Below are 26,264 nucleotides of genomic sequence, written 5' to 3' on the forward strand. Positions count from 1 at the left end.
CCTGCTTACTGACCAGAGGTCTGGGCAAGTGGAAGAGGGGTGTCGTCGATCTGGACTTTCTCGCCGGGGCGGGCGTGTTGCAGGCCTTCAATGACAATGCGGTCGCCCGGTTTCAGGCCGCCGGTGACGATCCAGCGATTGTTCTGCACGGCGCCCAGTTGCACCGGTTGCTCGGCGACGCGCATTTGCTCGTCGACGGTCAGCACTTGCGCGACGCCGGCGCTGTCACGTTGCACGGCGCGCTGCGGCACGGTGATGCCGTGCGCAATCGTGCCCTGTTCCAGACGCACGCGGATGAAGCTGCCGGGCAACAGGTCGAGATCGGGATTGGGGAACTCGCTGCGCAGAATGATCTGGCCGGTGCCCGGGTCAACGGTGATGTCGCTGAAGAGCAATTTGCCCGGCAGCGGATAGAGGCTGCCGTCATCCTGAATCAGCGTGGCCTTGACCTGATCCTGCCCGACTTCCTGCAATTGCCCGGAACGGAAGGCTCGACGCAGTTCGTTTAGCTCGCGGGTCGACTGGGTGAGGTCGGCGTGAATCGGGTTGAGCTGTTGGATAAGTGCCAACGGCGTGGTCTCGTTCTGCCCAACCAGCGCACCCTCGGTGACCAGCGCCCGGCCAATGCGTCCGGAAATCGGCGCGGTGACGGTGGCGTAACCCAGATTCAGCTTCGCCCGTTCCACGGCGGCCTTGTTGGCGGCGACATCGGCTGCCGTTTGCCGGGCATTGGCGCGGGCGTTGTCGTAGTCCTGAGCGCTGATGGCCTTGTCGTCGATCAACTGGGCATAGCGCTGTTCTTGCAGCTTTGCCTGAAACGCATTGGCTTCGGCCTTGCGCAGCGTCGCTTCGGCGCTGTCCAGGTCTGCCTTGAAGGGGGCCGGGTCGATGCGAAACAGCACGTCGCCCTTTTTCACGTCGCTGCCTTCGCGATAGGTGCGTTGCAGCACCACACCGGCAACCCGGGCGCGCACTTCGGCGATGCGCGGCGCGGCGATGCGGCCGCTGAGTTCGCTACTGATCGACAGGGGGCGGGTTTCGATGGTCTCGATGCGCACAGTTGCTGGCGGTGCCTGCTCTTCGGCGTTCGAAGAAGAGTCACAGGCGCTCAGCGTCAGCGCCATGGCAATCAGGCCGAGCCCGGCCAGCAGTTTGTTCGACATTTACTACCCCCAATATTGATGCCCGCATCCTACGGGCAGTCGCCGAGAGTAGCGGTGAAGTTTTGTAGGCGCTGTGTGAAATTGTGTAAGGGTTTTACTCAGGGACGGGTGAGGGCGTATATCCTTTAGCCCTTGAAATTTATTGCGACAGATAGATAGCTTTCGCGAGCAGGCTCGCTCCCACAAGGGATCGCATTCCAGGTGTGGGAGCGAGCCTGCTCGCGAATGGGCCTCATCGGTCGCCACAGCACTTTCTGGATCACCCATGCCCAACATCCTCTTGGTCGAAGACGACACCGCCCTCGCCGAACTGATTTCCAGCTACCTGGAACGCAACGGCTATTCCGTAAGCGTTATCGGCCGTGGCGACCATGTGCGTGAACGGGCGCGGGTCAGTCCGCCGGATCTGGTGATCCTCGACTTGATGCTGCCCGGTCTCGACGGGCTGCAAGTCTGCCGCTTGCTGCGCGCTGACTCGGCGACGCTGCCGATCCTGATGCTCACCGCCCGGGATGACAGCCACGACCAGGTACTGGGGCTGGAAATGGGCGCCGACGATTACGTCACCAAACCCTGCGAGCCGCGCGTGCTGCTGGCCCGGGTGCGGACCTTGTTGCGCCGCAGCAGCCTCGGCGAACCGTTGACGGTCAATGACCGCATCGTCATGGGCAATCTGTGCATCGACCTGTCCGAACGCACGGTGACCTGGCGTGATCAGCCGGTCGAACTGTCCAGCGGTGAATACAACTTGCTGGTAGTGCTGGCGCGACACGCTGGCGAAGTACTTAGCCGCGACCAGATTCTGCAACGCCTGCGCGGCATCGAGTTCAATGGCACTGACCGTTCGGTGGACGTGGCGATTTCCAAGCTGCGGCGCAAGTTCGACGACCATGCCGGCGAAGCACGCAAGATCAAGACCGTGTGGGGCAAAGGCTATCTGTTCAGCCGCTCCGAATGGGAATGCTGAACTGATGTTTCGCATCCTGTTTCGTCTGTATCTGGTGACGATTGTGTCGTACAGCGCCGCGATCTATCTGGTGCCGGATCTGGTGGTGATGGCGTTCCGGGACCGCTTCGTCACCTACAACCTTGATTATTCCCGGGGCCTGCAATCGCTGATCACCAAGCAGTTTCGAGCGGTGCCACAGGACCAGTGGCCAGCCCTCGCAGCGTCGATGGACAAGGACTTTCAGCCGCTGCACATCGTGCTGGCGCGCATCGACGATGCTGACTTTACCAACGTCGAGCGCGAGCGACTGCGGCGCGGCGAAAACATGGTGCGCATCGGTGACTGGGGCTGGCGCACGCTCGCGGTAACGCCGCTGGACGACACCACGGTCGTGCAAATGGTTGTGCCGCCCGATCCGATGGACGTCAATCTGTTGTACTGGAGCATCAACGTATTGATCGGCGCGACATTGCTCGCCTGCCTGTTGATGTGGTTGCGTCCGCACTGGCGTGACCTGGAGCGCCTCAAAGGCACTGCCGAACGCTTCGGTAAAGGTCATTTGAGCGAACGCACGAAAATCGCCCCGAGTTCGAATATTGGCAGTCTGGCCAATGTCTTCGACACCATGGCCGGTGACATCGAGAACCTGCTCAACCAGCAGCGCGACCTGCTCAACGCGGTCTCCCACGAACTGCGCACGCCATTGACGCGCCTCGACTTCGGCCTGGCGCTGGCGCTGTCGGACGACTTGCCAGCCGCCAGTCGCGAACGCTTGCAGGGCTTGGTCGCGCATATCCGCGAGCTGGATGAATTGGTGCTGGAACTGCTGTCTTACAGCCGCTTGCAGAATCCGGCGCAGTTGCCGGAACAGGTTGAGGTGTCGCTGGATGAGTTCATCGACAGCATTCTGGGCAGTGTCGATGAAGAACTGGAGTCGCCGGACATTGTGATTGACGTGCTGCTGCACGGTCAGCTCGAACGCTTTTCCCTCGATCCGCGCCTGACTGCGCGGGCAATCCAGAACTTGCTGCGCAATGCCATGCGCTATTGCGAACGGCGTATCCAGATCGGCGTGCAGGTCAATGCCGGCGGTTGTGAAATCTGGGTGGACGACGACGGCATCGGCATTCCCGATGATGAGCGCGAGCGGATTTTCGAGCCGTTCTATCGACTGGACCGCAGCCGTGACCGGGCCACCGGTGGTTTCGGCCTGGGGTTGGCCATCAGCCGCCGGGCCCTGGAAGCCCAAGGTGGAACGCTCACAGTAGAATCTTCGCCGTTAGGCGGGGCACGGTTCCGACTGTGGTTGCCAACACCTGCCTGATTGTGGCGAGGGAGCTTGCTCCCGCTCGGCGGCGCAGCCGTCGTAAAACCTGCTCCCGCGATTTGATTGCAAGAACGCAGAGGGCTGCTTCGCAACCCAGCGGGAGCAAGCTCCCTCGCCACAGGGAAATGGTGGGTGTCAGGAGATTTCGGTTGATTGAATCAAGTGGACCCCGGCGCTCTGCATCCGGTCCATCGCCGCCGCCAGTGATCCATCCAGATCAATCGCCCGGCAGGCGTCCAGCACCACAAAGGCATTGAACCCCGCCGCCCGCGCATCCAGCGCCGAAAACATCACGCAAAAATCCAGTGCCAGCCCGACCATATAAACGGTATCTATGCCGCGCTCTTTCAAATAGCCGGACAGCCCGGTGGTGGTGCGCCGATCAGCTTCGAGAAATGCCGAATAGCTGTCGATGTCCGGGTTGCAGCCCTTGCGAATGATCAGTTGTGCGTGGGGCAGGTCCAGACCCGAGTGAAACTCCGCACCGCCGGTTGTTTGCACGCAGTGATCAGGCCAGAGCGTCTGCTCGCCGTATGGCAGTTGAATCACCTCGTAGGGTTTGCGGCCGGGGTGGCTGGAGGCGAAAGAGGCGTGCCCCTTCGGATGCCAATCCTGGGCGATGACGACCTGTTTGAACTGGCGCGAGAGCTTGTTGATCAGCGGCACGATCTGATCACCCTCAGGCACGGGCAGTCGACCGCCGGGGACGAAGTCGTTTTGCACGTCGATGACCAGCAATACAGTACGGGATGAAAAAGACATCGTGGAATCCTCCTTGGAAAATCACTTTTTCAGCATAGGGGTGGTTTTCTCAGGCAGCCAAACGGCTTCTCAACAAGTTCGCTTTCTCTTCCAGCGCGGCGTGGCTGTCACGACCGATCAACATCCAGGCATGTTCACGCTCGGTCCAGAACACCACGTTCATTTCATGTCGACGCTCGTGGGCCAACGGTTGAACGCCGCTGTTCGAACGTGTGACGCATAATGCCAGCGGGCCATGCCTGGCATCCAGATAAACGATCTGCGCAATGGGCACGCCATCGTACTCAAGCATTTGTGCGCGCTTGAATTCGGCGCCCGGCAGCTTCAATGCAGACGGTGAAAGATTCAGGCCGAGGCGGGCGTCGACCGTGCGCAACTGTGCGCGCTGTGCCGCTTCGTCGGTCGGCAAGTGGTCGAGGGTCTGCGGCACATACAGCGCCATATAGTCACCGACCAAACCGCGCCAGTCATGTGCTTGCTGCGCCTGCCAGCCAAGCAGCAAACGGTCGGCCAGCACTCCAGCGGCGACCAGTGTTGCCGCCGCCGCACCGATAAACCAGCGTCGGCTCAAGCCCGGCGTTTCAGGTGAGGGGATGGCATCCAGCCGAGCTTGCAGGCGATCCAGCGGCGCCTGTTGCGCCAGTTCGTCGTAGGCATTTTTGTACGGCAGGCTGCTGCGGCTCAGCCATTGCACGCGCAAGTTGAGCAGCGGATCCTCGGCGATGGCGGCGTCGAGCCGCTGGCGATAATCCGGGTCGAGTTCGTCATCCAGATACGCCACCAGTTGTTCATCCGAAGGTGTGTTCATCAGCGGTCTCCTCCGGTGGTCTTCGGCACCGCTTGCAACGGCGGGTATTCGGCGAGTTTCAGGCGGGCGGTGGCCAGGCGACTCATTACCGTGCCGATCGGCACTTGCAGAATCTCGGCGACTTCGCGATACGACAGGCCTTCGACGTAGGCCAGATACACCGTCTCGCGCTGGGTTTCCGGCAACGCATCGACCCGGCGGATCACCTGCGCGGCCATGACGTGGGTCTGCGCCGCGTATTCACCGTCGAACGCCAGTTGCCCGTCGGCATCGACCTGGCCGCTGCCCTGACGCACGCGGCGGGCGCGCACTTCGTTGAGCCAGATCGAATGCAGAATGCTCAGCAACCAGCGATCCATGCGCGTGCCGGCGACGTATTGCGCCGACCGCTCCAGCGCCCGCACACACGTCGCCTGCACCAGATCCTCGGCCACGTACCGATTGCGCGACAGCAACAAACCGTAGCGCCACAGTCGCGCCAGGTGCTGTCCGAGTTCTGCTTTGAATGCCTGATCGCTGACGATGATGGCTGTCCTTAATAAATGCTCAGGTTTTCGATGAATCGTTGATGGCTTCCGCCAGGTCCTGGTACTCCTCGCAAGACGTGCCGCAAATCGATTTGATCTGCTGCAACTGTTCCTGCGCAAGGTCGACGCGACCTTTGATCACATAAGCCTCGCCCAGGTATTCACGGACTTGCGCGTACTGCGGATCGAGTTTCACCGATTGCAGGTAATAGCTGATGCCTTCGTCGGTGCGCCCCAGTTTGCGCGTGGCGTAACCGCGATAATTGAGGGCCTTGGCGGTGTTCGGTTGTTGCAGGGTGTCGAGCAGCGCCAGTGCTTCCTCGTAGCGACCGTCCTTGGCGAGGCGGTAGGCATAGTCGGTGCGGTCGGCGTCGGGCAGCAGGCGGCTGGTTTGCAGCACACACTTCTGGGTTTTGCTGTCCCAGACCTGGCCTTTGGGGCACTCGGGCTTCTTGACCGGCTCGTCCTCATCGCCATTGGCAAACGCCAGATGGCTGGACATTGCAGCGACCAGCAGCAACGGGGCGGCGAACATAACGGAACGGATAGTCATGGGCAAGGCTCCATAGAGGGTTATGTCTGACTTTGAACACCTCAGGGTGAATTTTTATTCATTGCTTTATCAGTGACTGTTCAAGTTCAGCGTAAATTCAAGCGCTATGCTCGGGAGCGTCTGCCGTCGATCCGATGTTTTGTCGTAAGGAGAGTTGCCATGACCGATCACGTCCATCATTCAGCCGCCGCCGGCTACAAAACCGCTGCCGACACCTACGTCAAAGGACGGCCGGACTATCCGCCGCAGGTCAGCGAGTGGTTGGCCGCGACGCTGGGCCTGGATGGGCATAAAACCGTGATCGATCTGGGCGCCGGCACCGGCAAGTTCACCGGGCGGCTGGTGGCGACCGGCGCGCAAGTGATCGCGGTTGAACCGGTGCCGCAGATGCTGGAAAAACTGTCTGACGCCTGGCCCGATGTACTGGCCGTGAGCGGCACGGCGACCGATCTGCCGTTGCCGGACGCTTCAGTCGATGTGGTGATCTGCGCGCAAGCCTTTCACTGGTTCGCCAGCACCGAGGCGCTGACCGAAATCGCCCGGGTACTCAAGCCCGGTGGCAAGCTGGGGCTGATCTGGAACCTGCGCGACACCGAAATCAGTTGGGTGCCGAAACTGGATGCCATCGTCAACGCGCTGGAGGGTGACACGCCGCGCTATTACACCGGCGCGTGGCGCACGGCGTTTCCGCATCCAGCCTTCGGACCGCTGCAATTACAGCAGTTTCACCATGGGCACACCGGCTCGCCGGAGGACGTGATTTTCAACCGCGTGCGCTCCACCAGCTTCATCGCCGCGCTGCCGGAAGCACAGCGGGCGAAGGTCGATGAGCAGATTCGCGCTCTGATCGCCTCGGACCCGGCACTGCGCGGTAGAGACGTGATAACGGTGCCCTACGAAACCGCCGCATTTGTTGCGGTGAAACGTGGCTGAGGCAAACGGGCCGCGACGGGTACACAGCTGCCCCAGTGACATGTGTTACTTGGGATTCGAGGTTGCACTCGTGGAAGCGTTCTCAGCACTCAATTTGAACTTGCCATTCGTGACTGTGACCTGTCGTTGTCCATCGACATTTACGGCAATGAATTTGACCTCACCTTCCAGTCGTTCATCGCCGGCCGTCGGCACAACGCTCAGGGTTATTTCACCTGAGACTGCATGGTACTCGTCAATATCACCCGGGTTACCGAGGGCATAGCTTGCTCGATAATCATTGCCATCTTCGGTTATCTGGTGGGTGCCTACCGTGGGGTTCTCTGGGACGAACACATTCAGGTATGCATTATGATTAGGTTGCGAGATCGGCTGTCCGCCGTGGCCGTGCCAATAATCGCCTGGCCCTGGTCGCCAGCTGCGGGTCAGACTCGTCTCTCTCGCACTGAACAGCGGGTGACCACTCCCATTCACCTCAGCAGTAAACGTATCGTCAGTTGTTGATTTTGAATCAGTCATTGCCAACGCTCCTGATGCATGAACAAGCGGGAGTGCACTCCCGGTGAATGTTCAAACTACTGCATCAGGACTGGCGACATAACTGTCAGAGTTGACAGGTAGCAACAGCTTGACAACTTCATTAACCCAACGACATCTTGCCGGCGCAACTCTATTCCCTGTGGGAGCGAGCCTGCTCGCGAAGACTGATTCAGCATCAACCCATGATCCAGCTCAGCTCAATTGAGTTGCATCAACCACTTTCCTGCGCTCCCGAACCCCACGCACCACCAGATACAACAACGGCCCGATCGACACAAAAACCGCCGTCAGCAGCAGATAAGGCAGCACCGACCAAAACGTCTGCCCACGCGACCGGGCATCCTTGACCATCCACACCCCGGCCAGCGTCGCCAGCAGGTACAGATCAATTACCACTTGCGCGGTATCCGGCCGCGACATCAGGCTGATGCCGAAGTCGATCAACGACTGTTCAGCCTGGAGCATGACCGAAACGGTGTAACCGCTAAAAGCCAGGAGTGCGGTGAGGGGCAGGGCGATCGACATCATGCGTTCATTCCTTGAAGTGACGAGCAGAATCGCTAGCCTAGCGTGACTCGGCAAAATTGGCCATTGACTTGCCAGCAGCGCTCGGGCTAATTTCCAGCCCATGACTTCCACCGTATTGCGCTGCCAGCCAAGCATTATTACCGCCATTCCTCATTTGGCGGGCTAGCTCACGACTGCAGCACCCAGCCCGCCCTAGAGGCGGGTTTTCATTTTCTGTCTCCCGGGTTCTGATCAAAATGTCAGGAGACGACCATGCCCTACAACCTCGACCAGCAAACCCTGCTTGAGCACTACGTGAAGAAGATCCTCGCCGCGCCGGTGTACGACATTGCCGTGCGGACGCCGTTGCAGGTTGCACCGGCATTGTCCGAAGCACTGGGCAATCGCATCCTGCTCAAGCGCGAAGACCTGCAACCGACGTTCTCCTTCAAGATCCGTGGCGCCTACAACAAACTGGTGCAGTTGAGCGAAGAGCAGCAAGCACGCGGGGTGATCACCGCATCCGCCGGTAATCATGCGCAAGGTGTGGCGCTGGCGGCGCGGGAACTAGGCATCGCGGCAACCATCGTCATGCCCTTGACGACGCCCGAACTCAAAGTCGTCGGTGTGCGCAGTCGTGGCGCCGAAGCACTGCTGCACGGTGAGAGTTTTCCGTTTGCCCTGGCCCATGCGCTGCAACTCGCTGAACAGACCGGACGCACCTTCGTTTCACCCTTCGATGACCCGGACGTGATCGCCGGACAAGGCACGGTCGCAATGGAAATCCTGCGTCAGCACCAAGGCGCGCTGGATGCGATCTTCGTCCCGGTGGGCGGTGGCGGCTTGATCGCCGGAATCGCCGCTTACGTTAAATACCTGCGCCCGCAGGTGCGCATTGTCGGCGTCGAATCCGAACATTCCGCCTGCCTGAAAGCCGCCCTGCAAGCGGGCGAACGGGTGGTGCTGCCCACGGTCGGCACTTTTGCCGACGGCGTGGCCGTGGCGCAGATCGGTGAGTACGGATTTGAAGTGTGTCGGTTCTGCGTGGACGAAGTGATCACCGTCAGCAACGACGACCTCTGCGCCGCGATCAAGAACATCTACGACGATACCCGCTCGATCACCGAACCTTCCGGCGCATTGGCCGTGGCCGGGATCAAACAGTACGTGGCACGAACCGCTGTGCGCGGTCAGACCTTCGTCGCGATTGACTCGGGCGCCAACATCAACTTCGACAGTTTGCGCCATGTCGCCGAGCGCGCCGCTGTGTGCGGCGCCCCTGCGTAATGGCGATCAGGGCAGCATCGGGCGCAGGAAACTGCGCTCGTAGCTGACGATGAACTTCTTCTCAACCAGAGATTCCACCAGCGCGGTGCTTTCCGGGTCGGTCAGTGCGATGTGTCGGTAGCTTTCGTAGTCCGCCAGCGACGGAAAACTGAACAGGCAATAGGCGATATTGCTCGCACCCTCGGACGGCAGAAAGTAGCCGTGATGAGTGCCGCCCAAGCGTTCGACAATGCCGAGCCAGGCCTTGGCGTAGGCCTCGAACTCGGTCAATTGATAAGGATCGATCACGTATTTGACGTGGCAGGTAATCAAGTTTGACGCTCCTTGCTCAGGTCATTCCTGAATGGCAGTGCCGACTTTGTCCGACGCGGACCAGATGCGATAGCGCACTTCAACGTCCGACGGGGCGTACACCACCACCGGCAATTTGCTGTTGTAACGCAGCATGAAACCGTCACCGACGACCGGCACGAATGCGCGTTTCTTTTGCGAGCCGGGCGGGCAGGCCATCATTGTGCTCATCGGGCCGATGACTTTCTCCAGTCGGTAGAACGGATAGCCCCAACCTTCAAGGTTTTTCTCGTCCAGCACCCCGCCCAGACGCTGGCGATTGCAATCCACTTCGAGAGTTTTGCCCGCGAGGATCTCGACCTGGAAGTTCTCTTCCTGATCCTGCTTGGGCAGATGAATGACCTGGCGGGTGAAACCGGCTTCAGCTTTCGGGTAAGGCGCGACGTCTTCGAGTTTGGCCGCGTGGGCGAAGGTGGACAGACTGGCGATGATCAGGCCGGTGGTCGCGTAAGCACGGAAAGAACCCATGGAAGCCTCCTTGCGGGTGTAGTGTGATTGACGGGCATTCTTACCCTCACAGGCGTTGAATGCAAACCGGCGTCGACTTGCAAATTGCAGTGCTCAGGTGGGCGATTCTTGCATTTTGCAACTGGCCATTTGCTGGCTTGGCCGCCAAGTACTTGATTTCAAAAGGGTCGAAATGATCCGATGAAAGGCATGGTTTATGCGTCTATTTGGTGCAGCGCACCGGGTTCGGGCGCCTACACTCCAATAGGCATTTCGCCGTACAACCGTTTGCCGCACCCAGGGAAATAACGGGGACACACCCGTGCAGGGGCAGCAAAAGCGGTCAACGTGAAGAGTTGATTGGCAGTTTCATCAATAAGGAGAGGTTCACCATGTTTCTGTCTGCCTTGGAACTACGCAATATCATTGAAAGCAGCTTTCTGCCTAAACGTTGCCAATGCACGCTGTCGCCGGACTTGTCGATGACCGTCAAGGTCTTCGGCGATCACCAGACCGACCAGGTCGATCTGCACGTCAGCGGCATCGATGCCAGCCACCTGAATAGCTGTCGCGAAATCAATATGCTGATCGCCGGGCTACGTTCGGATCTGGCGCAACAAGCAACGCCATATCACTACAGCCCACGCTCCAGAGCCATTTAACTGACCGTTTCACCCAGTTCGACCGTCACGCGCCGGGCCTGCACAAAACCAAGGCCCAGCGCGAACTCGACCAGCACCGCGAGCAAAATGCCGGGGCCGGCGTGGCCGTTAAGCCATTCCGCAAAACCCAGCACCGCCAATCCAAAACAGCCGACGATAAAGCCGTTGCTCAACGCATTGCGCGCAATCGACACCGGCGCTCTGCGCACCCGATAAAACATCACTCCCAGCGCCGCGAACAGCACCGCGCTGCGTCGCGCGACAAATCCTGCCCCCTCGGAATATTCGATACTCCAGATTGCCAACAACATGTCCGGCACGAAGCCCCAGACCAGCGCCAAGAGAAAACATAACGAAGCGGTGAACGTCGACAACGTGCGAAACGACAACTGCATGGCGAATCCTTGCGGCAGTGAGGAGGGCCCCGAGCATAACTCCGCAAAACCCCTCACGCCTACCGCAAAGCCGCAAATCAGACGTTTCTGTCAGTTCTGGAAGTTGCACGCGTCAGATAATTTCCTGTAGCTGATTTCCTCGGGCTTACCGGCGTTATCGATGTACTTCATGTCGGCGGTAATGACCTTGCACTGCATCGTGGACGGCTCGGTCATCGAAACCACCTTCGCCACATTCAGCGGCATGCCGTACTGATAAGGCACGGCTTTGGAGGTGGTGGAAGTGTCATTGGCCTGAGCCAGCCCGACGAATGCGGTGCAGGCGAGGGCGGTGGTGAGCAGGAATGGGCGAATGTTCATGAAAGGACTCCCGTGCGACGCAAAGAGAGTTCGGCGTGAATCCGGCCGAACTTGCCGCACTGGGCGTCAGCCAAGGGCTGAGGGTGTGCGGTCATTCAGAGTCTTTGACCGCAGCGTTAAGCGATGGTTAACCCACCTGAACGCCGGCTGTCAGAGGGCAGGGCGATTTCTGCGGAACGGGTGGCGTATTCCTACAAGAGCAGATGCCTTGTCTGCTTTCGGCGGCTGGAGTGGGGCGGTTATGGTTTGGCGTCGCTGCAAAATCAGCGATTCAGGTTTGGTCACTTGAGAATAATCAATTGCATATGTGCCATCATTTGCGCCGCAGACATCTATGTCCGTGTAGTGCATTGCTGTGGTGGCTGTGTGCAGGACGCCTTCGGGCGAGCTGAGTTTGATTGTTCTCGGTTGACCAAGCCTGTACACGGCCGCCTCCCACTGTTTGGTCACGGTGCTAGCGGTTACTTTCGAAACAATCGAGTAATCACCTATGCCAGTTATGATTCCGTCTCCCAATCGCTACATCCCCCTCAACAGCGGTGTCACCGAAAGCGCGCCTCTGGTCATCGACTCCGAAGCCAATCCCAAAGACATCCTTGAAGCCGCCGTCCAGCGCGTCCGCGCCTCGGCCGATCTGCTCGAAACCCTGCATTGCCTCTGCTTCAAACACGCCGACGTGCAGGACATTCCGCACATCACCCACGCGCTGTACCTGCTGACGCAGGATGGCAACGATTTGCTGCAGGTCGCGCAGCGGCTGATGTTGAACTGGAAGGCGCCGGCCTGAATTTTTCGCTCAAAAAAGCCTGCCGTCGAAAGAGGGCAGGCTGAGCTGTTTGTGAAAGACCATATTCCTTACCCATGAAGGCTATTTCAGATCGATGACCATAAATCCTTTTCGATTGGGCAGAACATCAACCCCTTTGAGCTCGTCTGGCTGGCCTTTCCTGGCGAAATAGTCATAAACGAGGTATTTCTCAGGCACTTCATAGCCTTCGTTGGGGATGACAAGACGCATCCGTTGAACGCTCAAGTACAAAAAACGCGGTAAGGCTTTCTCCGAAAAATCGATGCGCTCCAGCACTCCGCTGGATGGGTTTTTGCGCAGGACGACCCCTTTTGTATAAGGCGATCCGTAGTTCAACGCAAAAATCAAAGTGGCGCCTGTGCACTTTGCCAACATCACGTCACCGGCAAAATCCTGGTCAGGCATGTCCGTAAAGGCTGTTTCGATTTTGCCGTTGAATTTTACAAACAGACGCTGGCCGTCTGTACTGGCGGTGGCGAGCAACGCTATTTTGGTTCCGTCCGAAAGAGGGCAGGTCAACAGCGTTTTCTGCGAGCCTGCCCACGCCGGGCGACATATCAGCGTGATGAGTACTAGGAGTAACGCCTTGTTCATTTGATGGGGCCGATTTCGTGGACGTTATTGCGAGTCGTCGGCTTATGGCTTCTCGCGTACTCGACCAGGTCTTTCGGATAGACCATATGGTCGAGTTGGCTGTCGTCTATGCCGTACAGGTAAGCAATTGCCCCCGCTTCCAGAGCCCAATAACCCACATAACTACCTTCTTCACCGTCAAGGTGCGTGTCGTGCCATGGCGCCTGTTCAAAGGTGCAATACCAGTTATTGCAGTATTCACTGAGAAATCGCGACGCTTCGCTCTTGTCTTCAGCGTAAATCGCCTGAATGAGCGGCGTGGAGACGTCGTGATACCACTGATCGATATCCAATCGCCCAGGCAGAACCTTGGTCAGCAAATCCTCATACAGCGTGTCTATGCCGGCGTATCCCGCATTGTCGATCAAAGAGACAAAGCGTTTTAACAAGTCAGTGCGGTGCAGCAGGATGCACAGGCTGATGACTTGCAGGCATTCTTCGTATTCGTCAGGCCAGTCGTCGATGATGAGCGGCGTGATGTTGGGAATTTGCTCGTAAATGGCCAGATATTTTTGCAGTTCTTCGTAACTGGCAATCAGGGTTTCCAAAGGAAGAATCAGGCTTTGTATGTCCTCTCCGGCGGTGTAAAGCATCAAAATGTGCTGGAGGTGCAGGCTCTGAAAATTTCTGGCTCGCAGAGACTTCTCCTGCTCTGGAGAGTCAGCCGTGAATAGCTTGTCTTTCCAGAATTCAAACTCTTCCTCGAAGTAGGATTTGAAACTTTCGTATCGAGCTGTAGTGAAATATTGTTGTCTGCTATTCAAGTGTCAAGTCCGTGACGAAAGTGCGTTTGAAGTTTATGCGGTTGGAGCATGCGATCTAGCGTATTCAACCAGATCCTTTGGGTAAACCATATGGTCTATTTGGCTGTCATCAATGCCATACAGATAGGCAATCGTCCCTGCTTCGATAGCCCAATATCCAACATAGCTTCCTTCGTCACCCTGTAAATGGGAATCGTGCCAAGGAGCCTGTTTGAACGCTGGGTACCATTGTTCGCAATATTCCGTTAGCAGGTCAGATGCTACTTCCTTGTCATCAGCGTAAATTGCCTGAAGGAGAGGGGTATAAACGTCATGATACCAGTCGTCTATGTCCTCTCTGTCAGGTAGGACCTTGCATAGCAGGTCTTCATATAAGGCATCTTGGCCGCAATAACCCGCTGCATCTAACAGTGCGGCAAATCGCTCAAGAAGGTCCGTGCGGTGTAACAGGATGCACAAACTAGCTACTTGAACAAACTCTTCGTACTCATCTAACCAGTCATCAATCGCTAGAGGAGAAATGCTTTCTGTTTTTTCAGATAGGGCAAGCATTTCCTGGCGTCTCTCGAAGTTCCTTATCAGCTCTTCCAGCATTGGTTCTAGCGCACTTATTTCCACCCCACCAGTGTATGAAATCAATAACTTCTTTAATGCTACATTCTTGAAATGTGTTGCTCTTAATGACGCTTCTTGCTCGGGGCTGTCGGATTCGAATGTGTTGTGATCCCAAAATTCTTTGGTTTCTTCGCTGTAGACAAGAAAGTCAACATACCTGGCTTCGGTCAAGAATTTTTGTCGTTTGTTCATCGCTCGATTTTACTCAGGCATCTGGAGGGTTTTAATCATGCTTCGCAGCATTCATGCTTAAACTTCTACCGAACTATGTAGCGGAGACAGTCACCCGGCTCAAAAACAATTCCAAGCCTTGCTGATACGTATCCGCGTCCATCAAATCGCTGCGCCTAGGGATGTGATAGGCCTTGCCCTTGCTGTCCAGTTTTGCGCACGCAACGGAGTAGAAGTCGGGTGTGACCTTGAGCCGCACAATCTGACCCCACGCAAGTCCGCCTTTGGCGCCTTTGCCCTTGGTAAAGAACAAGGTAAAACCATCTTCATCGAATTCCAGGCGATAAGCACCTTCAGCAGCCTTGAGTCGGGCACGTACCGTTGATTCGATCAGACGCAGGTTTACCTTTTGAAAAGGCTTGCGAGGTTTCGCACGGTTGGCGGCAATCCGCTTGCGCAAGCGATTTAGAAGGCGTTCGGAGAAGAACCGCCAGCACACCACGTATGCCACGGTGAAGAGCACCAAGGCGATGAGCTTCTCCGGACTAAACTCGCGTGCAGGGAAATAGATGGCTAGCATGCCGCCAACCAGCCCCAGTAGAAAAAATAGCGGCGCGAGCAGACGATCCTCAATGCGAGCCAGTTTGCCAAGTAGCCTGGCCCTCAGTTGATCATCCTTGAGTATTTCCTGCTCAACCAGTTTGCCGATTCTGGACTGTGTGTGTTCGGGGGTGATGGTGTATTGCAATTCCATGGTGTTGAATCCGAAATCCGTTTTCTGGGGAGGGCAGAGTTTACGTGTTTGCCTTGCGTCGGGCGTATTCAACCAGATCTTTTGGATAGACCATATGATCGATTTGGCTGTCGTCCATGCCGTAGAGGAAAGCAATCGCTCCTGCTTCGATGGCCCAATAGCCCACATAGCTGCCATCCTCGCCTTGCAAATGTGTGTCATGCCAAGGGGCTTGAATGAAAGCGTCATACCATTGGTTGCAATACTCTCTCAGTCGCTCTGAGGACTGTTCTTTAGAGTCCATGTAGATGGCTTGTATCAGGGGGGTGTAGATGTCGTGAAACCACTGGTCAACATCATGTCTGTTTGGCAGCACTTTTCTTAATAGGTCCTCGTATAGGGTGTTACTCCCGACGTACCCCGCCTGATCTATCAAAACTACGAATCGCGTCAATAAATCGGTGCGGTCCAGGAGAATACACAAGCCTATTACCTGGACACGCTCTTCGTACTGATCCGGCCAGTCATCTATGGCTAGCGGGGATATTTGGGGTTCTTGTTCATAAATAGATAGTGTGTGCTGCCGTATTTCGTATTTTTCTATCAACTCTTCAAGCAACGGAATGAGGGTTTCTATTTCCTCTCCCGCCGTATAGCAGGCGAAGATTTTATCAAGCAGAAGATCTTGAAGATGGCGTGCTCGAAGCGACGCTTCTTGTTCAGGAGAATCTGATTCAAATTTATTGGTTTTGCAAAACTCAATAACTTCGTCGTACTCTTTCAAGAAGATTCTATAGTGGCTTTCGCTATAGTATTTTTGCCTTTTGTTCACGTTTCTTCCTTGGTTGTAGAATTTCATGCCTGTCTGGAATTTTTAAGCGCTCAGTGAGTTATTTGATAGGTCAAGCGGTCGATTTATTCTTTCGTGCATACTCGACCAAGTCCCTTGGATAAACCATATGGTCGATTTTGCTGTCGTCTATGTCGTATAGGAAAGCAATTGCTCCTGCTTCGATAGCCCAATAACCTACGTAGTTACCGTCTTCCCCCTGATGATGAGTGTCGTGCCAAGGAGCTTGTTTGAACGCCGTATACCAATGGCTACAATAATTTTTAAGGTGTTGGGTAGCCTCTTTTGCCGTTTCTGAATATATCGCCTGTACCAGGGGCGAATAAACGTCGTGATACCACTGGTCTATGTCGTGCCTGCCAGGTAAAACCTTGCAAAGCAAATCCTCATAGAGCGTATCGGTGCCTTTATAGCCAGCGTTGTCTATTAGTACTACAAATCGTTTTAGGAGGTCTGTGCGATGTAATAAAATACAAAACCCTATAACTTGAACGCATTCTTCATATTGGTAGGGGTAGTCGCTGATCGCCAACGGTGATATTTCAGGAATCTGTTCGTTCTTTGTCAGTTTGTCCTGATATATTTCGTATTTTTCGATCACATCCTCGAGCAGTGGAGATAGTTCGGATATCTCTCTTCCTGCCGTGTACGTCGCTAACAGCTTATTCAAGGTCAGTCTCTGGAAAAACCTGGAGCGAAGCATTTCCTCTTCTTCGAGCGAGTCTGATTTGAACTTTCTTGTGCGATAAAAATCGTGAGCTTCGTCATGTGCACTCATAAAAGTGCTGAAGTGATTTTCACTGTAAAATTTTTGTCTCTGTTTCATGTTATTAATCTATATCTGATTAAATTGACTCTACGCGAAATGGGTAGTCGATAATTCATTCTCGATCAAAGCGGGCGTACCATTGCTTGGTACTTTCCTCCTCGAAGCAATTTCCATGAGGAGAGTAATGATGAAATTGATCTGGTTCTGTAATGCGCACGGATTTTAATATTTTATTTACTGCAATGTAGGCGTCGAGCTCATCTCTTTCTTCGGCGCCGAGTTGCGGATACTCACCTGCTTGAATAATCAGTCCATTGTCATAGTTGACAAAATCAATGTCACTACGGTTACTTAGTTTCTGGCGCAAAGCGGGTTCCCCGCCAAGTTTCGCAATAAACGAATTCCCGATTATGGTTTGCCAGTTAACACCTTTTATATAGTCGATAAGCTCGGAGGCCAAGCTGTGAGGCATTGAATCAACATCTATGCCGATGTGTTTTTGAGCAAGTTCAAACTCGATAGGCATGTAGCTATCATAGTCGAACGGAAGTGTCGTTGATAATCCACCGTAACCATGCTCTACTTCGACTTGGTTGCACAGGTATTTTACCCATACCCTGTACGTAGTCAGCCCCTCGTCTGATGTAATGTAATCCCAAGGGAAAACTAATTTTATATATGAGCGGTCGCTGTCTTCATGAACTTCGCGAGATCCAAGCATGGATATTCCAAAATCCGCAGCTTCTTTAGTGTTCGACGCACTTGTCAGGTGCAATTCGCACCGTTCATTACCAGATGATGAGCGAATTTTGGTGAATGCTTTTTCCAGTGACTCCGAGGTCAGTTTTTTGTAGCTGTCCTGAAGTAATCCGTTAAGGTGTGCTCCAAATTCATCATTGAATTTTCTAAAACAGTCAATAATCTTCAGTTTTTTTCCTGCTGTGTAGCCTTCTTTAAAGTATAAAGTGGCGATCACGCCGAGTTTGACCACGGGGGTACCGTCAGGGAGTTCATATGAGAAATCTTTGGCGCGATTTTCGAGGTTTTTCATTATTTCGGTTACTCTTCGCCAGACCGATACCAGATAGTGTCGCCACAATTGGAGCCTTCATTCTTCGGCATGATCTCGCCTTGGTTAAAGTAACGGCGAGAATCTGCCTCAGCCGGAGTAAACCAGAATCCTGTTTTACTGCATGGTTGACGAGCGTCTATTCGAGCAGTCTGAGATTTGTTGGATACTTGATGATTTCTTGCGTATTCAACCAGTTCTTTCGGATACACCATGTGGTCTATATTGCGATCATCAATACCGTAAAGAAACGCTACTGCTCCTGCTTCCAGCGCCCAATAACCACAGTAGCTACCTTCATCGCCTTGTTTGTGAGAGTCATGCCAAGGTGCTTGTTCGAACGCTGGATACCAACTTTCGCAATATTTTTTTAACAGATTTGAGGCTTCGTGTTTATCCTCTTCGTAAATAGCGAGGACTAAAGGTGTATAAACGTCGTGATACCAACGGTCAACATCGTATCGGTCAGGTAATAGTTTACAAAGCAGGTCTTCATACAGTGTGTCATCACCGCCATAGCCCGCGGGGTCGATAAGCGAAACGAAGCGCTTTAGCAAGTCAGATCGGTGAAGAAGTATGCATAGACTAAAAACCTGGACGCACTCCTCGTATTGGTCTAGCCAGTCATCAATTGTCAATGGTGTTATGTTTGGGATCCCTTCATAAACTGCTAATTTTTTCTGTAGTAGTTCATAGCTGTTTATGAGGCTTTCCATCAGTGGGATGAGATTGTTTATCTCGTCTCCCGCTGTATAGCGAATGAGTATTTCTTTAAATGTTATTTTTTGGAAGTGCCGGGCTCGAAGAGATTTTTCTTGATCTTCTGAGTCTGCTTGAAATGTATTTTTCTCAAAAAACGCTGTTGTTTTTTCTTTGTTCTTGAAGAAATTTTGATAGCGGTTTTCGCTCAAATACTGTTGTCTTCTATGCATCATCAAGCACCAACCTACGATTTTTTCGTGGTTTGCTGGTTTCGGGCGTATGTGACGAGGTCTTTTGGATAAATCATATGATCAATTTTTCTGTCTTCGATGTCATACAAAAAGGCAATAGCTCCAGCCTCGAATGCCCAGTATCCAATGTAGTTTCCTTCTTCGCCCTGCAGATGAGTATCATGCCAAGGGGCTTGTTTAAAGGCTGAATACCATTGATCGCAAAATTTTTGTAGAAGGCTTGTAGCCTCTTCTTTTGTTTTTGTATATATGGCTTGTATTAGTGGAGAATAAACATCGTGATACCATTGGTCTACATCAGTTCTGCCAGGCAATATTTTACAGAGTAAATCTTCGTATAACGTGTCGTCGCCAGCATATCCTGCATTGTCTATCAACTTAACAAAGCGAGTTAGCAGGTCTGTACGATGCAATAGGATGCAGAGACCTATGACTTGTACGCACTCTTCATATTCGTGTGGCCATTCGTCTATTGCTAGCGGTGAAATTTCAGGGGACTGTTCCGATACGGCTAGTGCCGCCTGCCGGATTTCATATTTTTCAATCAGATATTCCAATGGTGGAATCAGCGAAGAGATTTCTTCGCCTGCTGTATACATGGCTGTAAGCTTTCGGAGTGCTAAACGTTGAGCGAATCTTGAGCGAAGTGTCGTTTCACCTTCGGGGCTGTCGGACTTGAATTTAGTCGTGTTTAAAAGCTCGACAGCATCGTCATGCTTTTTTAAGAAGTTGTTGTAGTGGGCTTCATTAAAGAATTTTTGTCTATTTTTCATTTGGCGACTAAACTTAAGCGAATTTAAAGTTTCATATTTTTTATCAGAACTTTCGTCCGTTCATTTACAAGGCATTCTAATTGGCTTGATTGTGATGGAAGGTTTTGTGGCTCTTATGGATCGATTCGTCTGTAAGGTCAAGGCAGAATTCTCTTTGTGTACTTCGCTCAGATCCTGAAACAGATCTAAGCGGAGGGTAGGGGGCGGGCTTAGTCTTCACCTGACCAATACCAAAGCGTATCGCCCTAATCCGAATTATCAATTTTAGGCATTAGCTCTCCCAGCTTGAAGTATTTGCGAGAGTTTGGCTTTGCCGGGGTAAACCAGTAACCTTCTTTTGTGCATGACTGGTTCGACTCTATACGGGAAGGAGTGGTGATGTCGTCATTACGGTCAAAGCGCGCATACCATTTATCAGTGCTCTCTTTCTCAAAGCAATTTCCATAGGGTGAGTAGCTATGTAATTGATCCGGAACTGGTATACGTAGAGGCTTGAAAATGTTGTTTACCGCAACATACGCTGCCGGGAGATACTCCTCAGAGGAACCAAGCTCAGGCCACTCTCCAGCTCGAACGATCAGTCCTTTTTTATAGCTGAGAATATTTATGTCACTGCGACCGCTGAAAGACTTTCTAATCGTTGATTCCCCACCCAATCGTTCGATAAGGTCGTTTTCTACAATCGTGAACCAATTTACTCCCTTGATGTAACCAAGCAGTTCCCTTGCAGACGAATGAGGCATTGAATCAACTTGCAGGCCAGGATAACGCTGAGCTAATTCGTATTCTGTTGGCATATAGCTATGGTAGTCGTAAGGCAGAATGCTTGAGAGACCTGCATATCCATGCTCCGCGCCAATTTGGTCGCAAAGATAAGTGATCCAATCCTGGAAGCGCTCCACGCCGTTTTCTTCATTTAAGAAAGTCCACGGCAATACAATTTTTATAAATGACCGTTTTTTATCACCATGCACTTCAAATGAATTGAGCATTGACATGCTATAGCTGTCGGCCTCATCAGGGCTGCTCGAGCTACCTATGAGCCAGCTGAACTGATCATCTGGATCAGTTTGAAGAATACTTTCACGTGCCTTTGTGAAATTGTCATTTGTAAGCTTTTTTCGGCGCCGATAAACCATGCTTTTTAAATGAGATTCAAATTCTTCATGGAATCTAGCGAAGCATTCATTAATCTTGATCTTTTTATCGAAGCTATACCCTTTTTTAAAGTACAGAGTGGCAATCAGCCCGAGCTTAACCTTCGGCAGGGCGTCTGACTGCTCAATCGTCAAGTTATGTGCTTGCTCATTGAGGGCTTTTAAGAGTCGGTCCATGGAGAGTCTCATTTAATGGCATCAAATCGGAAAGTGCACTACCAACTTGAGAATGGCCCTGTACAAATGTTAAGTACTTGCATAGACCTCCACCCTAGCATTATAGCCAGCGATGCCGCTGGCGTCCGTCACTGGTCTTAGATGCCGATTAAAAGACCTGCTTTATGCCCAATGCTATTTTTCGCTCGACCAGTACCATAATGTATCGCCCCAATCTGAGTCATTAAAACTTGGCATCAGTTCACCTTGTTGAAAGTAACGACTTGAATTGGCGCGTGCAGGAGTGAACCAGATACCTTCTTTCGGGCACGGTTTTCCTGACTCCACACGAGCTGGAGTAGTGACGTTGTCTTCCCGGTCGAACCGAGCGTACCAATGTGCAGTGCTGTCTTTTTCGAAGCAATTCCCATGTGGGGAATAATTATGCAACTGACTGGGGGTAGGGATGCGCAGTGATTTAACTATTTTGTTGACGGCCAAGTAAGAGGACGGTGCGCCGTCCTCGATTGCACCGAGTTGAGGATGATCTCCTGCTCGGATAATCAAGCCACTATCGTATCGTTCTATATGAACATCACCGCGCCCTTCAAGCGCTTGGCGCAGAGCATCCTCTCCCCCAAGTTTCTGAACAAAGGTCTCTCCTAGCACAGTTTGCCAGTTCACCCCTTTAATAAAGTCGATCAAATGAATAGTCAAACTATGGGGCATTGAGTCAACGTCCAGCCCTAGATACCGTTGAGCAAGCTCAAACTCCATTGGCAAATAGCTATCGAAATCATAAGGAAGGATTGTTGATAATCCACCATATCCGTGCTCGGCGTTGACTTTCGAGCTCAGGAAGTTTATCCAGTGATTATATCGAGATAACCCTTCTTCGGTGGTTATAAGTTGCCAGGGTAGTACGATTTTTATATATGATCGAGCATGGTCGCCGTGCAACTCCCGGCTGTTCATGGTTGATATTCCGTACTCTTCAGATTCATAAATACTGGCGGCGCTAGTAAGTTGCCATTCGTACTGCTCATTTGGGCCGGTGCGTATTGTTTTCTCTACGTTTTTTTCAAGGTTTTGTTGAGTGAGCTTTGTGTACTTATCTTTAATCTGTCCTTTCAAGTGGGCCCCGAACTCTTCATAAAAAGCACGGAAGCAATCCATTACAGATGTTTTAACTTCAGTTGTGTATCCATTCTTGAAGTAAAGTGTTGCGATCAAGCCAAGCTTGACCACGGGTGTACCGTCCGAGAGCTCAAATGACAAATCTTCGGCGCGACTTTTGAGGTTTTCCATTATTTCGTTCACGATCGTTCTCGGCTAATAATTAAAATGCGGGGCGAAGTGCGGGCATGGTGATCGCTTGGTTCAACACCTTAAACAATTCGGGCCAGAACCTCACCGCAAATTTTATTATCATCATCAGCCCAGCGATAAGACTTGCTGGAATCCCGAGCGCTACAACGACCTCGCCGACAACTATGATTACGATGGCAGTTGCAACAGCAGAGCCTACAAATACCAGCCAATGCACCCAATCAACTTCGCGTAAGGCTTCCAGTGTCAAATCAGTATATTTCTGTATTTCTGACCAGATTTCGCGTATCTGATCGTCTGTCCAACGCATCACTTCACCGCCGGCCTCGCCAACCCATTCCCAAGCTTTCTGTGATTCAAGACGTAGCCACTCGCTTTGAGAACTGATCCAGGCGGCTGCCTCTGCAAGATGTTCTTCAACATCTTGCGAAAGGTCACGGAGACCCCGTCCTCCTTGTTCAATGAGACTGTCCACCGCCGCATCGATTTTTTGCGTCCAACGTTCTACCTGTGCAGGTTTTGGAATTGGTTCGGGACCGTAGACCGGGACAGGTGTGGGCGCCTCTTTAGGCGGACGCTCAGGGATGGGCGGTAGCGTCCATTTGTTAGGATCGTAAGCTTGTGTGGGTCTGTGCTCTCTGTTGAATTTCTTGTCAGCCTCGCGCTCTTTTTTGCTCCGACAATCCTTTACTTCCAATACTGCAAATCGATCAAGATCTCCGGCGATGCGCTCATAGTCCACTCGCTGGCCTCTTCCCAGAACATCGCCAGGAAATTTTACTTCAACAACTCTTTCAACATTGTTTTTATGAGGGGCCCCGTCGTGGTCTAGACATTCTAATCCTGGCCAACGAATCTGGGCATTTTTGACGATGACGACATCTGGCCGACGTAAAAATCCACCCATTGAGTTACTTGGGAAGAACGTCATGGTATGGCGACGATCAGGATCCGGTTTTTTTCCACCTACCAGCGACGAGCTAAGATACGGGATAGGGGCTTGAGGAGGAGGCGGCCTCATATCAAAGCTGACTTCCGCTTTATATTCGAAGAAGAAATCACGAAGATATTCGTCGACTTTGATGAGACCACTCATGACGAGCTGCTTGAGTTCTGCGTCCGACTCGCTGCCGTCTTTCAAGCGCTTGAAAGAAAGCTTTGGATATAAAAGACCATACTGAGCCTTGTCCATAAGGTAAGACTGATTCCGCGGAGACACTGTACCTATAGTGACTTGCCCCTCAATGCTAGTTGATGTGCATTTCTTCAGCGTTTCTGACGATTCAGCTACTGCCATTTATCAGCCCTCCTTGGCATTCAGGTAGTCCATTACCATTTCGGTAGGTGCGGTTTCACCGACCCGGATCAACGGCTTTTTCTTTTCCGGTTTTCGTTCTGGTGTCAACAGTTCCACTGGTGATGGCTCAGCAGTACGCGCTAAAAAAGTTTTGCCTTCATGGTCGGCATAACCTGCGATTCGAGTCCCATCTGCAAGCCTGAGTGTGTACGCACTACCTACCGCGGGTTCTCCGGTTTTTTCATCGAGTAGCTGATAGCGCGCCTTATGACTACGCGGCGCGCTTTGCAGCAATTTTCCTGCTTTATCCGCCGCAGCCAACCCCGGAATCAACGGAATCAAAATCCCGATCCCGGTCCCAACCCCCGGCGCGCCGCCAGTATTAGCCTTCACCTCAGCCCCACTAATCGTCACACCACCCGCATCAACCTTCACAAAACTCCCACCAGCCTTGGCGGTCAGCTCCATCCCCCCCTCAACCACAACCTTCTCGCCAGCGTGGTAGTGAATTTCCGTCCCAGCCTCGACAAACTGCGCCGTACCGACTTTCACATGCTGGGTCACGCCAACCGTCAGGTGATCATCCGCGCGCATTTCACTGACGCGATCCAGATGGGTGATCCGGTGTTCTTCAACCTTGAACTCGCTCAGGGTGTTGGCTTCAACGGTGTCGTGCCGTTCGTTGCCGACGCGGATCTTCTGGTCGTGCTCGATGTTCTCGTCCCAGTCGCGCTGGGCGTGGATGTAGATCTGCTCGATGCCTTTTTTGTCTTCGATGCGGAATTCGTTGTAGCCCTTGCCGCCCGGTGAGCTGAGGGTTTTGAAGGTGCTGCGGGTCTTGTTGGCCGGCAGGTCGTAGGGGACGACGTTTTCCTTGTGGTACAGGCAGCCGGTGACGAGTGGCTGGTCGGGATCGCCTTCGAGGAAGGTGACGAGGACTTCCATGCCGACACGCGGGATGGCGAGGCCGCCGTAGGCGCTACCGGCCCAGCCGCTGGCGACGCGCATCCAGCAGGTGGTTTTGTCGTCGGCCTGGCCGTCGCGGTCCCAGTGGAATTGCACCTTGATGCGGCCGTATTGATCGCAGTGGATTTCTTCGCCGGACGGGCCGGTGACGATGGCGGTCTGGCTGCCGAGGACTTTCGGTTTCGGGTGTTCGAGGGCAGGGCGGTAGTGCGCGTCCCACGGCGTGGCGAGGAAGCTGTTGCGGTAGCCTTGGTGGAAATCGCTTTTGTTGTCGGTGACGTCGCTGGTGACGTTTTCGCCGAGCACCTGCGGCTGTTTGCCTTCGTGGAAGACTTCGAGCAGCAGCCACAGGTCGTTCCACTCGGCGCGCGGGTGCTCGGCGAGGGTAAGGAAATGGCCGCTGGTGAGGGTCGGCTCGTCACCTTTACCTTCGGCGAGTTTGTAGTCGCTGCGGTGGCGTTCCAGTGCGCGGGTCGAGAGGTGCTTGCCGCGCTCGCGGGTGGTGAAGCGGCCGGGGTAATCGTAGTCTTCGAGGTCCGGGGCGAAGGGGCTGGTTGCCGTGCCTTCGGGGAGGATCTGCGGTTTTTCGAAGTCGTAATCGCGGCGGCTGACGCGGGTGGTGCGGGTTTCCAGGCGCAGGTTGAAGCGCTTGATCACCGGTTTGTCGGCGGCCATGCCGGAGTCTTGCTGGTAGCTCACGGCTTTGAGTTTGCGGAACACGGTCTGGTCGTCGCCGAACACCAGTTTGTGGCCGCTGCTGCTGTGCTGGAAGTGGAAGTGGATGCCTTCCTCTTCGCACAGGCGCTGAATAAAGTGCAGGTCGGACTCGTCGTACTGCACGCAGTATTCGCGTTCCGGGTACTGGGCGCTGAGCTGGAAGCTGTAGGCGTCAGCGAGGATGCCGCGATCTTCGAGAACCTGGGCGATGATCTTCGGCACTGTGAGCTGCTGGAAGATCTGCTGGTCGTGGTTATGGCGCAGGTAGGCGAGTTGCGGCACCAGGCTGATGCTGTAGCGGGTCAGGGTCTTGCCGGAATCGCCTTGCTCGATGCGGTACACCAGGCCATGAATCTTGCCTTCGCCCGTGGCGCCGAAAGTCAGCACACCGGGCTTGTGCAGCAGCTCTTCGAGCTTCAGGTCGGGGCGGGCGCTGACCAGTTCGAGGTCGAAACGGAACGGTTCGTTGAGGGCTTCGCGACCGGTGAAGCTGAGGACTTGCAGGTCGGCGTTGGCGCCTTCGAGCGTGAGGGTGATGTGGGTTGCATTGGCGTCCAGCATGCCTTGAATTCCGTCCGTTGAATAAGCAGGGGACGGATGATGGAGGATTAAACCGCCTCGTTCAAGGCGCAAATGCCGTACGCACGGCACTGGCGGGGCATAGGGCAAACCCTTAGATAGCGGGTTTTGGTCAATGAAACCGGGCGTTTCGTGGATGCCTGCGCCGGTCGGCCGGCGATATCAACCCAGCCGGGCATTGAAGAATAGCCAGTCAGTTTCAGACTAAAGTCGCCTGTGGCACGTTAAAGCCATCTGCCATCATTGCGCCTCACCCCTGCGTGTTCACTTTCTCCCGGCTCAATTTTGATCCGGGACGGGAGCTATTTTTCTGGCTTATTGCGCCTTGCGCAAACGCTGCATTGTTGGAGTTTT

29 protein-coding genes and 1 pseudogene are annotated in these 26,264 nt (G+C 53.8%); 6 read left to right on the top strand and 24 right to left on the bottom strand.

Going from position 1 to position 26,264, the window contains the following annotated elements:
- Positions 1 to 5 precede the first annotated feature (5 nt).
- Positions 6 to 1,163 (bottom strand): efflux RND transporter periplasmic adaptor subunit, encoded by a 1,158-nt coding sequence (locus ACIOWE_RS00280; protein WP_401385837.1) that lies wholly within the window; start codon positions 1,161 to 1,163, stop codon positions 6 to 8.
- Between the two features lie 265 nt (positions 1,164 to 1,428).
- Between ACIOWE_RS00280 and ACIOWE_RS00285 the strand changes: the two genes are divergently transcribed.
- Entirely contained in the window at positions 1,429 to 2,130 is a 702-nt protein-coding gene (locus tag ACIOWE_RS00285) for a response regulator transcription factor (protein ID WP_103305035.1), read from the top strand.
- 4 nt (positions 2,131 to 2,134) lie between these two features.
- A complete protein-coding gene (locus tag ACIOWE_RS00290; protein WP_401385840.1) occupies positions 2,135 to 3,436 on the top strand; it encodes an ATP-binding protein in 1,302 nt (433 codons plus the stop codon).
- Positions 3,437 to 3,574: 138 nt separating this feature from the next.
- On the opposite strand, the gene pncA is transcribed toward ACIOWE_RS00290, so the two are convergent.
- The 4 genes from pncA to ACIOWE_RS00310 form a co-directional block, all read right to left on the bottom strand.
- Positions 3,575 to 4,201: a bifunctional nicotinamidase/pyrazinamidase gene (gene pncA / locus ACIOWE_RS00295; RefSeq protein WP_401385843.1), complete on the bottom strand. Its 627-nt coding sequence runs from the start codon at positions 4,199 to 4,201 to the stop codon at positions 3,575 to 3,577.
- A gap of 49 nt (positions 4,202 to 4,250) precedes the next feature.
- A complete protein-coding gene (locus ACIOWE_RS00300; protein WP_401385846.1) occupies positions 4,251 to 5,009 on the bottom strand; it encodes a transcriptional regulator in 759 nt (252 codons plus the stop codon).
- Positions 5,009 to 5,491, bottom strand: coding sequence for a sigma-70 family RNA polymerase sigma factor (locus tag ACIOWE_RS00305; RefSeq protein ID WP_401386457.1), 483 nt, complete (start codon positions 5,489 to 5,491; stop codon positions 5,009 to 5,011). Before ACIOWE_RS00305 ends, ACIOWE_RS00300 begins: the two co-directional genes overlap by 1 nt.
- A 64-nt stretch (positions 5,492 to 5,555) precedes the next feature.
- A complete protein-coding gene (locus tag ACIOWE_RS00310; RefSeq protein ID WP_401385849.1) occupies positions 5,556 to 6,089 on the bottom strand; it encodes a tetratricopeptide repeat protein in 534 nt (177 codons plus the stop codon).
- 159 nt (positions 6,090 to 6,248) lie between these two features.
- Here ACIOWE_RS00310 and ACIOWE_RS00315 point away from each other — a divergent pair, with 159 nt between their 5' ends.
- Entirely contained in the window at positions 6,249 to 7,022 is a 774-nt protein-coding gene (locus ACIOWE_RS00315; RefSeq protein ID WP_401385851.1) for a class I SAM-dependent methyltransferase, read from the top strand.
- Between the two features lie 45 nt (positions 7,023 to 7,067).
- On the opposite strand, the gene ACIOWE_RS00320 is transcribed toward ACIOWE_RS00315, so the two are convergent.
- Both ACIOWE_RS00320 and ACIOWE_RS00325 read right to left on the bottom strand, forming a co-directional pair.
- Positions 7,068 to 7,541 (bottom strand): hypothetical protein, encoded by a 474-nt coding sequence (locus tag ACIOWE_RS00320; protein WP_401385854.1) that lies wholly within the window; start codon positions 7,539 to 7,541, stop codon positions 7,068 to 7,070.
- A gap of 213 nt (positions 7,542 to 7,754) precedes the next feature.
- Positions 7,755 to 8,090 (bottom strand): DUF2834 domain-containing protein, encoded by a 336-nt coding sequence (locus ACIOWE_RS00325; protein WP_401385857.1) that lies wholly within the window; start codon positions 8,088 to 8,090, stop codon positions 7,755 to 7,757.
- 208 nt (positions 8,091 to 8,298) lie between these two features.
- Between ACIOWE_RS00325 and ilvA the strand changes: the two are divergent.
- Positions 8,299 to 9,332 (top strand): annotated as a pseudogene (gene ilvA, locus ACIOWE_RS00330) (threonine ammonia-lyase, biosynthetic); the annotation flags it as partial.
- Positions 9,333 to 9,362: 30 nt separating this feature from the next.
- Here ilvA and ACIOWE_RS00335 read toward each other — a convergent pair.
- Entirely contained in the window at positions 9,363 to 9,668 is a 306-nt protein-coding gene (locus tag ACIOWE_RS00335; RefSeq protein ID WP_201238059.1) for an NIPSNAP family protein, read from the bottom strand.
- A 21-nt stretch (positions 9,669 to 9,689) separates the two neighbouring features.
- On the bottom strand, positions 9,690 to 10,175 hold the full coding sequence (gene eco, locus ACIOWE_RS00340; protein WP_401385860.1) for a serine protease inhibitor ecotin: 486 nt from the start codon (positions 10,173 to 10,175) through the stop codon (positions 9,690 to 9,692).
- Between the two features lie 371 nt (positions 10,176 to 10,546).
- On the opposite strand from eco, the gene ACIOWE_RS00345 reads away from it, so the two are divergent.
- Positions 10,547 to 10,816, top strand: coding sequence for a DUF1652 domain-containing protein (locus ACIOWE_RS00345; RefSeq protein ID WP_401385863.1), 270 nt, complete (start codon positions 10,547 to 10,549; stop codon positions 10,814 to 10,816).
- Here ACIOWE_RS00345 and ACIOWE_RS00350 read toward each other — a convergent pair.
- Together ACIOWE_RS00350 and ACIOWE_RS00355 are read right to left on the bottom strand one after the other, a co-directional pair.
- Positions 10,813 to 11,211 carry a hypothetical protein gene (locus ACIOWE_RS00350; RefSeq protein WP_401385866.1) on the bottom strand — a complete coding sequence of 133 codons (399 nt, stop codon included), beginning with the start codon at positions 11,209 to 11,211 and terminating at the stop codon, positions 10,813 to 10,815. The two genes, ACIOWE_RS00345 and ACIOWE_RS00350, sit on opposite strands and share 4 nt — an antisense overlap.
- Before the next feature lie 90 nt (positions 11,212 to 11,301).
- Positions 11,302 to 11,571, bottom strand: a complete 270-nt coding sequence (locus ACIOWE_RS00355; protein WP_401385869.1) for a DUF2790 domain-containing protein — start codon at positions 11,569 to 11,571, stop codon at positions 11,302 to 11,304.
- Between the two features lie 490 nt (positions 11,572 to 12,061).
- Between ACIOWE_RS00355 and ACIOWE_RS00360 the strand changes: the two genes are divergently transcribed.
- The gene (locus ACIOWE_RS00360) at positions 12,062 to 12,358 is read left to right on the top strand and encodes a hypothetical protein (protein WP_401385872.1); all 297 of its coding nucleotides are present in this window, start codon (positions 12,062 to 12,064) and stop codon (positions 12,356 to 12,358) included.
- An 81-nt stretch (positions 12,359 to 12,439) separates the two neighbouring features.
- Here ACIOWE_RS00360 and ACIOWE_RS00365 read toward each other — a convergent pair whose 3' ends face one another.
- The 13 genes from ACIOWE_RS00365 to tssI form a co-directional block, all read right to left on the bottom strand.
- Positions 12,440 to 12,973, bottom strand: coding sequence for a hypothetical protein (locus tag ACIOWE_RS00365; protein ID WP_401385875.1), 534 nt, complete (start codon positions 12,971 to 12,973; stop codon positions 12,440 to 12,442).
- Positions 12,970 to 13,776, bottom strand: coding sequence for a PoNe immunity protein domain-containing protein (locus ACIOWE_RS00370; RefSeq protein ID WP_401385878.1), 807 nt, complete (start codon positions 13,774 to 13,776; stop codon positions 12,970 to 12,972). The genes ACIOWE_RS00365 and ACIOWE_RS00370 overlap by 4 nt, the downstream gene beginning before the upstream one ends.
- A gap of 33 nt (positions 13,777 to 13,809) precedes the next feature.
- Positions 13,810 to 14,583, bottom strand: a complete 774-nt coding sequence (locus ACIOWE_RS00375; protein WP_401385881.1) for a PoNe immunity protein domain-containing protein — start codon at positions 14,581 to 14,583, stop codon at positions 13,810 to 13,812.
- Between the two features lie 73 nt (positions 14,584 to 14,656).
- Positions 14,657 to 15,316 (bottom strand): hypothetical protein, encoded by a 660-nt coding sequence (locus tag ACIOWE_RS00380; protein ID WP_401385884.1) that lies wholly within the window; start codon positions 15,314 to 15,316, stop codon positions 14,657 to 14,659.
- Positions 15,317 to 15,356: 40 nt separating this feature from the next.
- Positions 15,357 to 16,127 (bottom strand): PoNe immunity protein domain-containing protein, encoded by a 771-nt coding sequence (locus tag ACIOWE_RS00385; protein WP_401385887.1) that lies wholly within the window; start codon positions 16,125 to 16,127, stop codon positions 15,357 to 15,359.
- A gap of 70 nt (positions 16,128 to 16,197) precedes the next feature.
- Complete coding sequence (locus tag ACIOWE_RS00390) at positions 16,198 to 16,971, bottom strand: PoNe immunity protein domain-containing protein (protein ID WP_401385890.1); 774 nt, start codon at positions 16,969 to 16,971, stop codon at positions 16,198 to 16,200.
- 55 nt (positions 16,972 to 17,026) lie between these two features.
- The gene (locus tag ACIOWE_RS00395) at positions 17,027 to 17,965 is read right to left on the bottom strand and encodes a type VI immunity family protein (RefSeq protein WP_401385893.1); all 939 of its coding nucleotides are present in this window, start codon (positions 17,963 to 17,965) and stop codon (positions 17,027 to 17,029) included.
- Between the two features lie 8 nt (positions 17,966 to 17,973).
- Complete coding sequence (locus ACIOWE_RS00400) at positions 17,974 to 18,921, bottom strand: PoNe immunity protein domain-containing protein (RefSeq protein WP_401385896.1); 948 nt, start codon at positions 18,919 to 18,921, stop codon at positions 17,974 to 17,976.
- A gap of 8 nt (positions 18,922 to 18,929) precedes the next feature.
- Positions 18,930 to 19,709 (bottom strand): PoNe immunity protein domain-containing protein, encoded by a 780-nt coding sequence (locus ACIOWE_RS00405; protein ID WP_401385898.1) that lies wholly within the window; start codon positions 19,707 to 19,709, stop codon positions 18,930 to 18,932.
- A 245-nt stretch (positions 19,710 to 19,954) separates the two neighbouring features.
- The gene (locus ACIOWE_RS00410; RefSeq protein WP_401385901.1) at positions 19,955 to 21,043 is read right to left on the bottom strand and encodes a DUF3396 domain-containing protein; all 1,089 of its coding nucleotides are present in this window, start codon (positions 21,041 to 21,043) and stop codon (positions 19,955 to 19,957) included.
- A 174-nt stretch (positions 21,044 to 21,217) separates the two neighbouring features.
- The gene (locus ACIOWE_RS00415; protein WP_401385904.1) at positions 21,218 to 22,330 is read right to left on the bottom strand and encodes a type VI immunity family protein; all 1,113 of its coding nucleotides are present in this window, start codon (positions 22,328 to 22,330) and stop codon (positions 21,218 to 21,220) included.
- Between the two features lie 31 nt (positions 22,331 to 22,361).
- Complete coding sequence (locus tag ACIOWE_RS00420; RefSeq protein ID WP_401385906.1) at positions 22,362 to 23,648, bottom strand: VRR-NUC domain-containing protein; 1,287 nt, start codon at positions 23,646 to 23,648, stop codon at positions 22,362 to 22,364.
- Positions 23,649 to 23,651: 3 nt separating this feature from the next.
- Positions 23,652 to 25,892, bottom strand: coding sequence for a type VI secretion system tip protein TssI/VgrG (gene tssI / locus ACIOWE_RS00425; RefSeq protein WP_401385909.1), 2,241 nt, complete (start codon positions 25,890 to 25,892; stop codon positions 23,652 to 23,654).
- Positions 25,893 to 26,264 lie beyond the last annotated feature (372 nt).

The organism is Pseudomonas sp. NPDC087598 (assembly GCF_044743525.1).
In the GTDB taxonomy this organism is placed as follows: Bacteria; Pseudomonadota; Gammaproteobacteria; order Pseudomonadales; family Pseudomonadaceae; genus Aquipseudomonas.

Bases quoted from the DNA above. Each gene is read 5' to 3' on its own strand.
- ACIOWE_RS00415 (WP_401385904.1), bottom strand. From the start codon at position 22,330: ATGGAAAACCTCAAAAGTCGCGCCGAAGATTTGTCATTTGAGCTCTCG.
- ACIOWE_RS00325 (WP_401385857.1), bottom strand. From the start codon at position 8,090: ATGATGTCGATCGCCCTGCCCCTCACCGCACTCCTGGCTTTTAGCGGT.
- ACIOWE_RS00350 (WP_401385866.1), bottom strand. From the start codon at position 11,211: ATGCAGTTGTCGTTTCGCACGTTGTCGACGTTCACCGCTTCGTTATGT.
- ACIOWE_RS00355 (WP_401385869.1), bottom strand. From the start codon at position 11,571: ATGAACATTCGCCCATTCCTGCTCACCACCGCCCTCGCCTGCACCGCA.
- ACIOWE_RS00375 (WP_401385881.1), bottom strand. From the start codon at position 14,583: ATGAACAAACGACAAAAATTCTTGACCGAAGCCAGGTATGTTGACTTT.
- ACIOWE_RS00360 (WP_401385872.1), top strand. From the start codon at position 12,062: ATGCCAGTTATGATTCCGTCTCCCAATCGCTACATCCCCCTCAACAGC.
- ACIOWE_RS00365 (WP_401385875.1), bottom strand. From the start codon at position 12,973: ATGAACAAGGCGTTACTCCTAGTACTCATCACGCTGATATGTCGCCCG.
- ACIOWE_RS00405 (WP_401385898.1), bottom strand. From the start codon at position 19,709: ATGAAAAATAGACAAAAATTCTTTAATGAAGCCCACTACAACAACTTC.
- ACIOWE_RS00285 (WP_103305035.1), top strand. From the start codon at position 1,429: ATGCCCAACATCCTCTTGGTCGAAGACGACACCGCCCTCGCCGAACTG.
- ACIOWE_RS00420 (WP_401385906.1), bottom strand. From the start codon at position 23,648: ATGGCAGTAGCTGAATCGTCAGAAACGCTGAAGAAATGCACATCAACT.
- ACIOWE_RS00320 (WP_401385854.1), bottom strand. From the start codon at position 7,541: ATGACTGATTCAAAATCAACAACTGACGATACGTTTACTGCTGAGGTG.
- ACIOWE_RS00315 (WP_401385851.1), top strand. From the start codon at position 6,249: ATGACCGATCACGTCCATCATTCAGCCGCCGCCGGCTACAAAACCGCT.
- ACIOWE_RS00410 (WP_401385901.1), bottom strand. From the start codon at position 21,043: ATGGACCGACTCTTAAAAGCCCTCAATGAGCAAGCACATAACTTGACG.
- tssI (WP_401385909.1), bottom strand. From the start codon at position 25,892: ATGCTGGACGCCAATGCAACCCACATCACCCTCACGCTCGAAGGCGCC.
- ACIOWE_RS00345 (WP_401385863.1), top strand. From the start codon at position 10,547: ATGTTTCTGTCTGCCTTGGAACTACGCAATATCATTGAAAGCAGCTTT.
- ACIOWE_RS00390 (WP_401385890.1), bottom strand. From the start codon at position 16,971: ATGAAACAGAGACAAAAATTTTACAGTGAAAATCACTTCAGCACTTTT.
- ACIOWE_RS00380 (WP_401385884.1), bottom strand. From the start codon at position 15,316: ATGGAATTGCAATACACCATCACCCCCGAACACACACAGTCCAGAATC.
- ACIOWE_RS00395 (WP_401385893.1), bottom strand. From the start codon at position 17,965: ATGAAAAACCTCGAAAATCGCGCCAAAGATTTCTCATATGAACTCCCT.
- ACIOWE_RS00310 (WP_401385849.1), bottom strand. From the start codon at position 6,089: ATGACTATCCGTTCCGTTATGTTCGCCGCCCCGTTGCTGCTGGTCGCT.
- ACIOWE_RS00290 (WP_401385840.1), top strand. From the start codon at position 2,135: ATGTTTCGCATCCTGTTTCGTCTGTATCTGGTGACGATTGTGTCGTAC.
- ACIOWE_RS00300 (WP_401385846.1), bottom strand. From the start codon at position 5,009: ATGAACACACCTTCGGATGAACAACTGGTGGCGTATCTGGATGACGAA.
- eco (WP_401385860.1), bottom strand. From the start codon at position 10,175: ATGGGTTCTTTCCGTGCTTACGCGACCACCGGCCTGATCATCGCCAGT.
- ACIOWE_RS00280 (WP_401385837.1), bottom strand. From the start codon at position 1,163: ATGTCGAACAAACTGCTGGCCGGGCTCGGCCTGATTGCCATGGCGCTG.
- pncA (WP_401385843.1), bottom strand. From the start codon at position 4,201: ATGTCTTTTTCATCCCGTACTGTATTGCTGGTCATCGACGTGCAAAAC.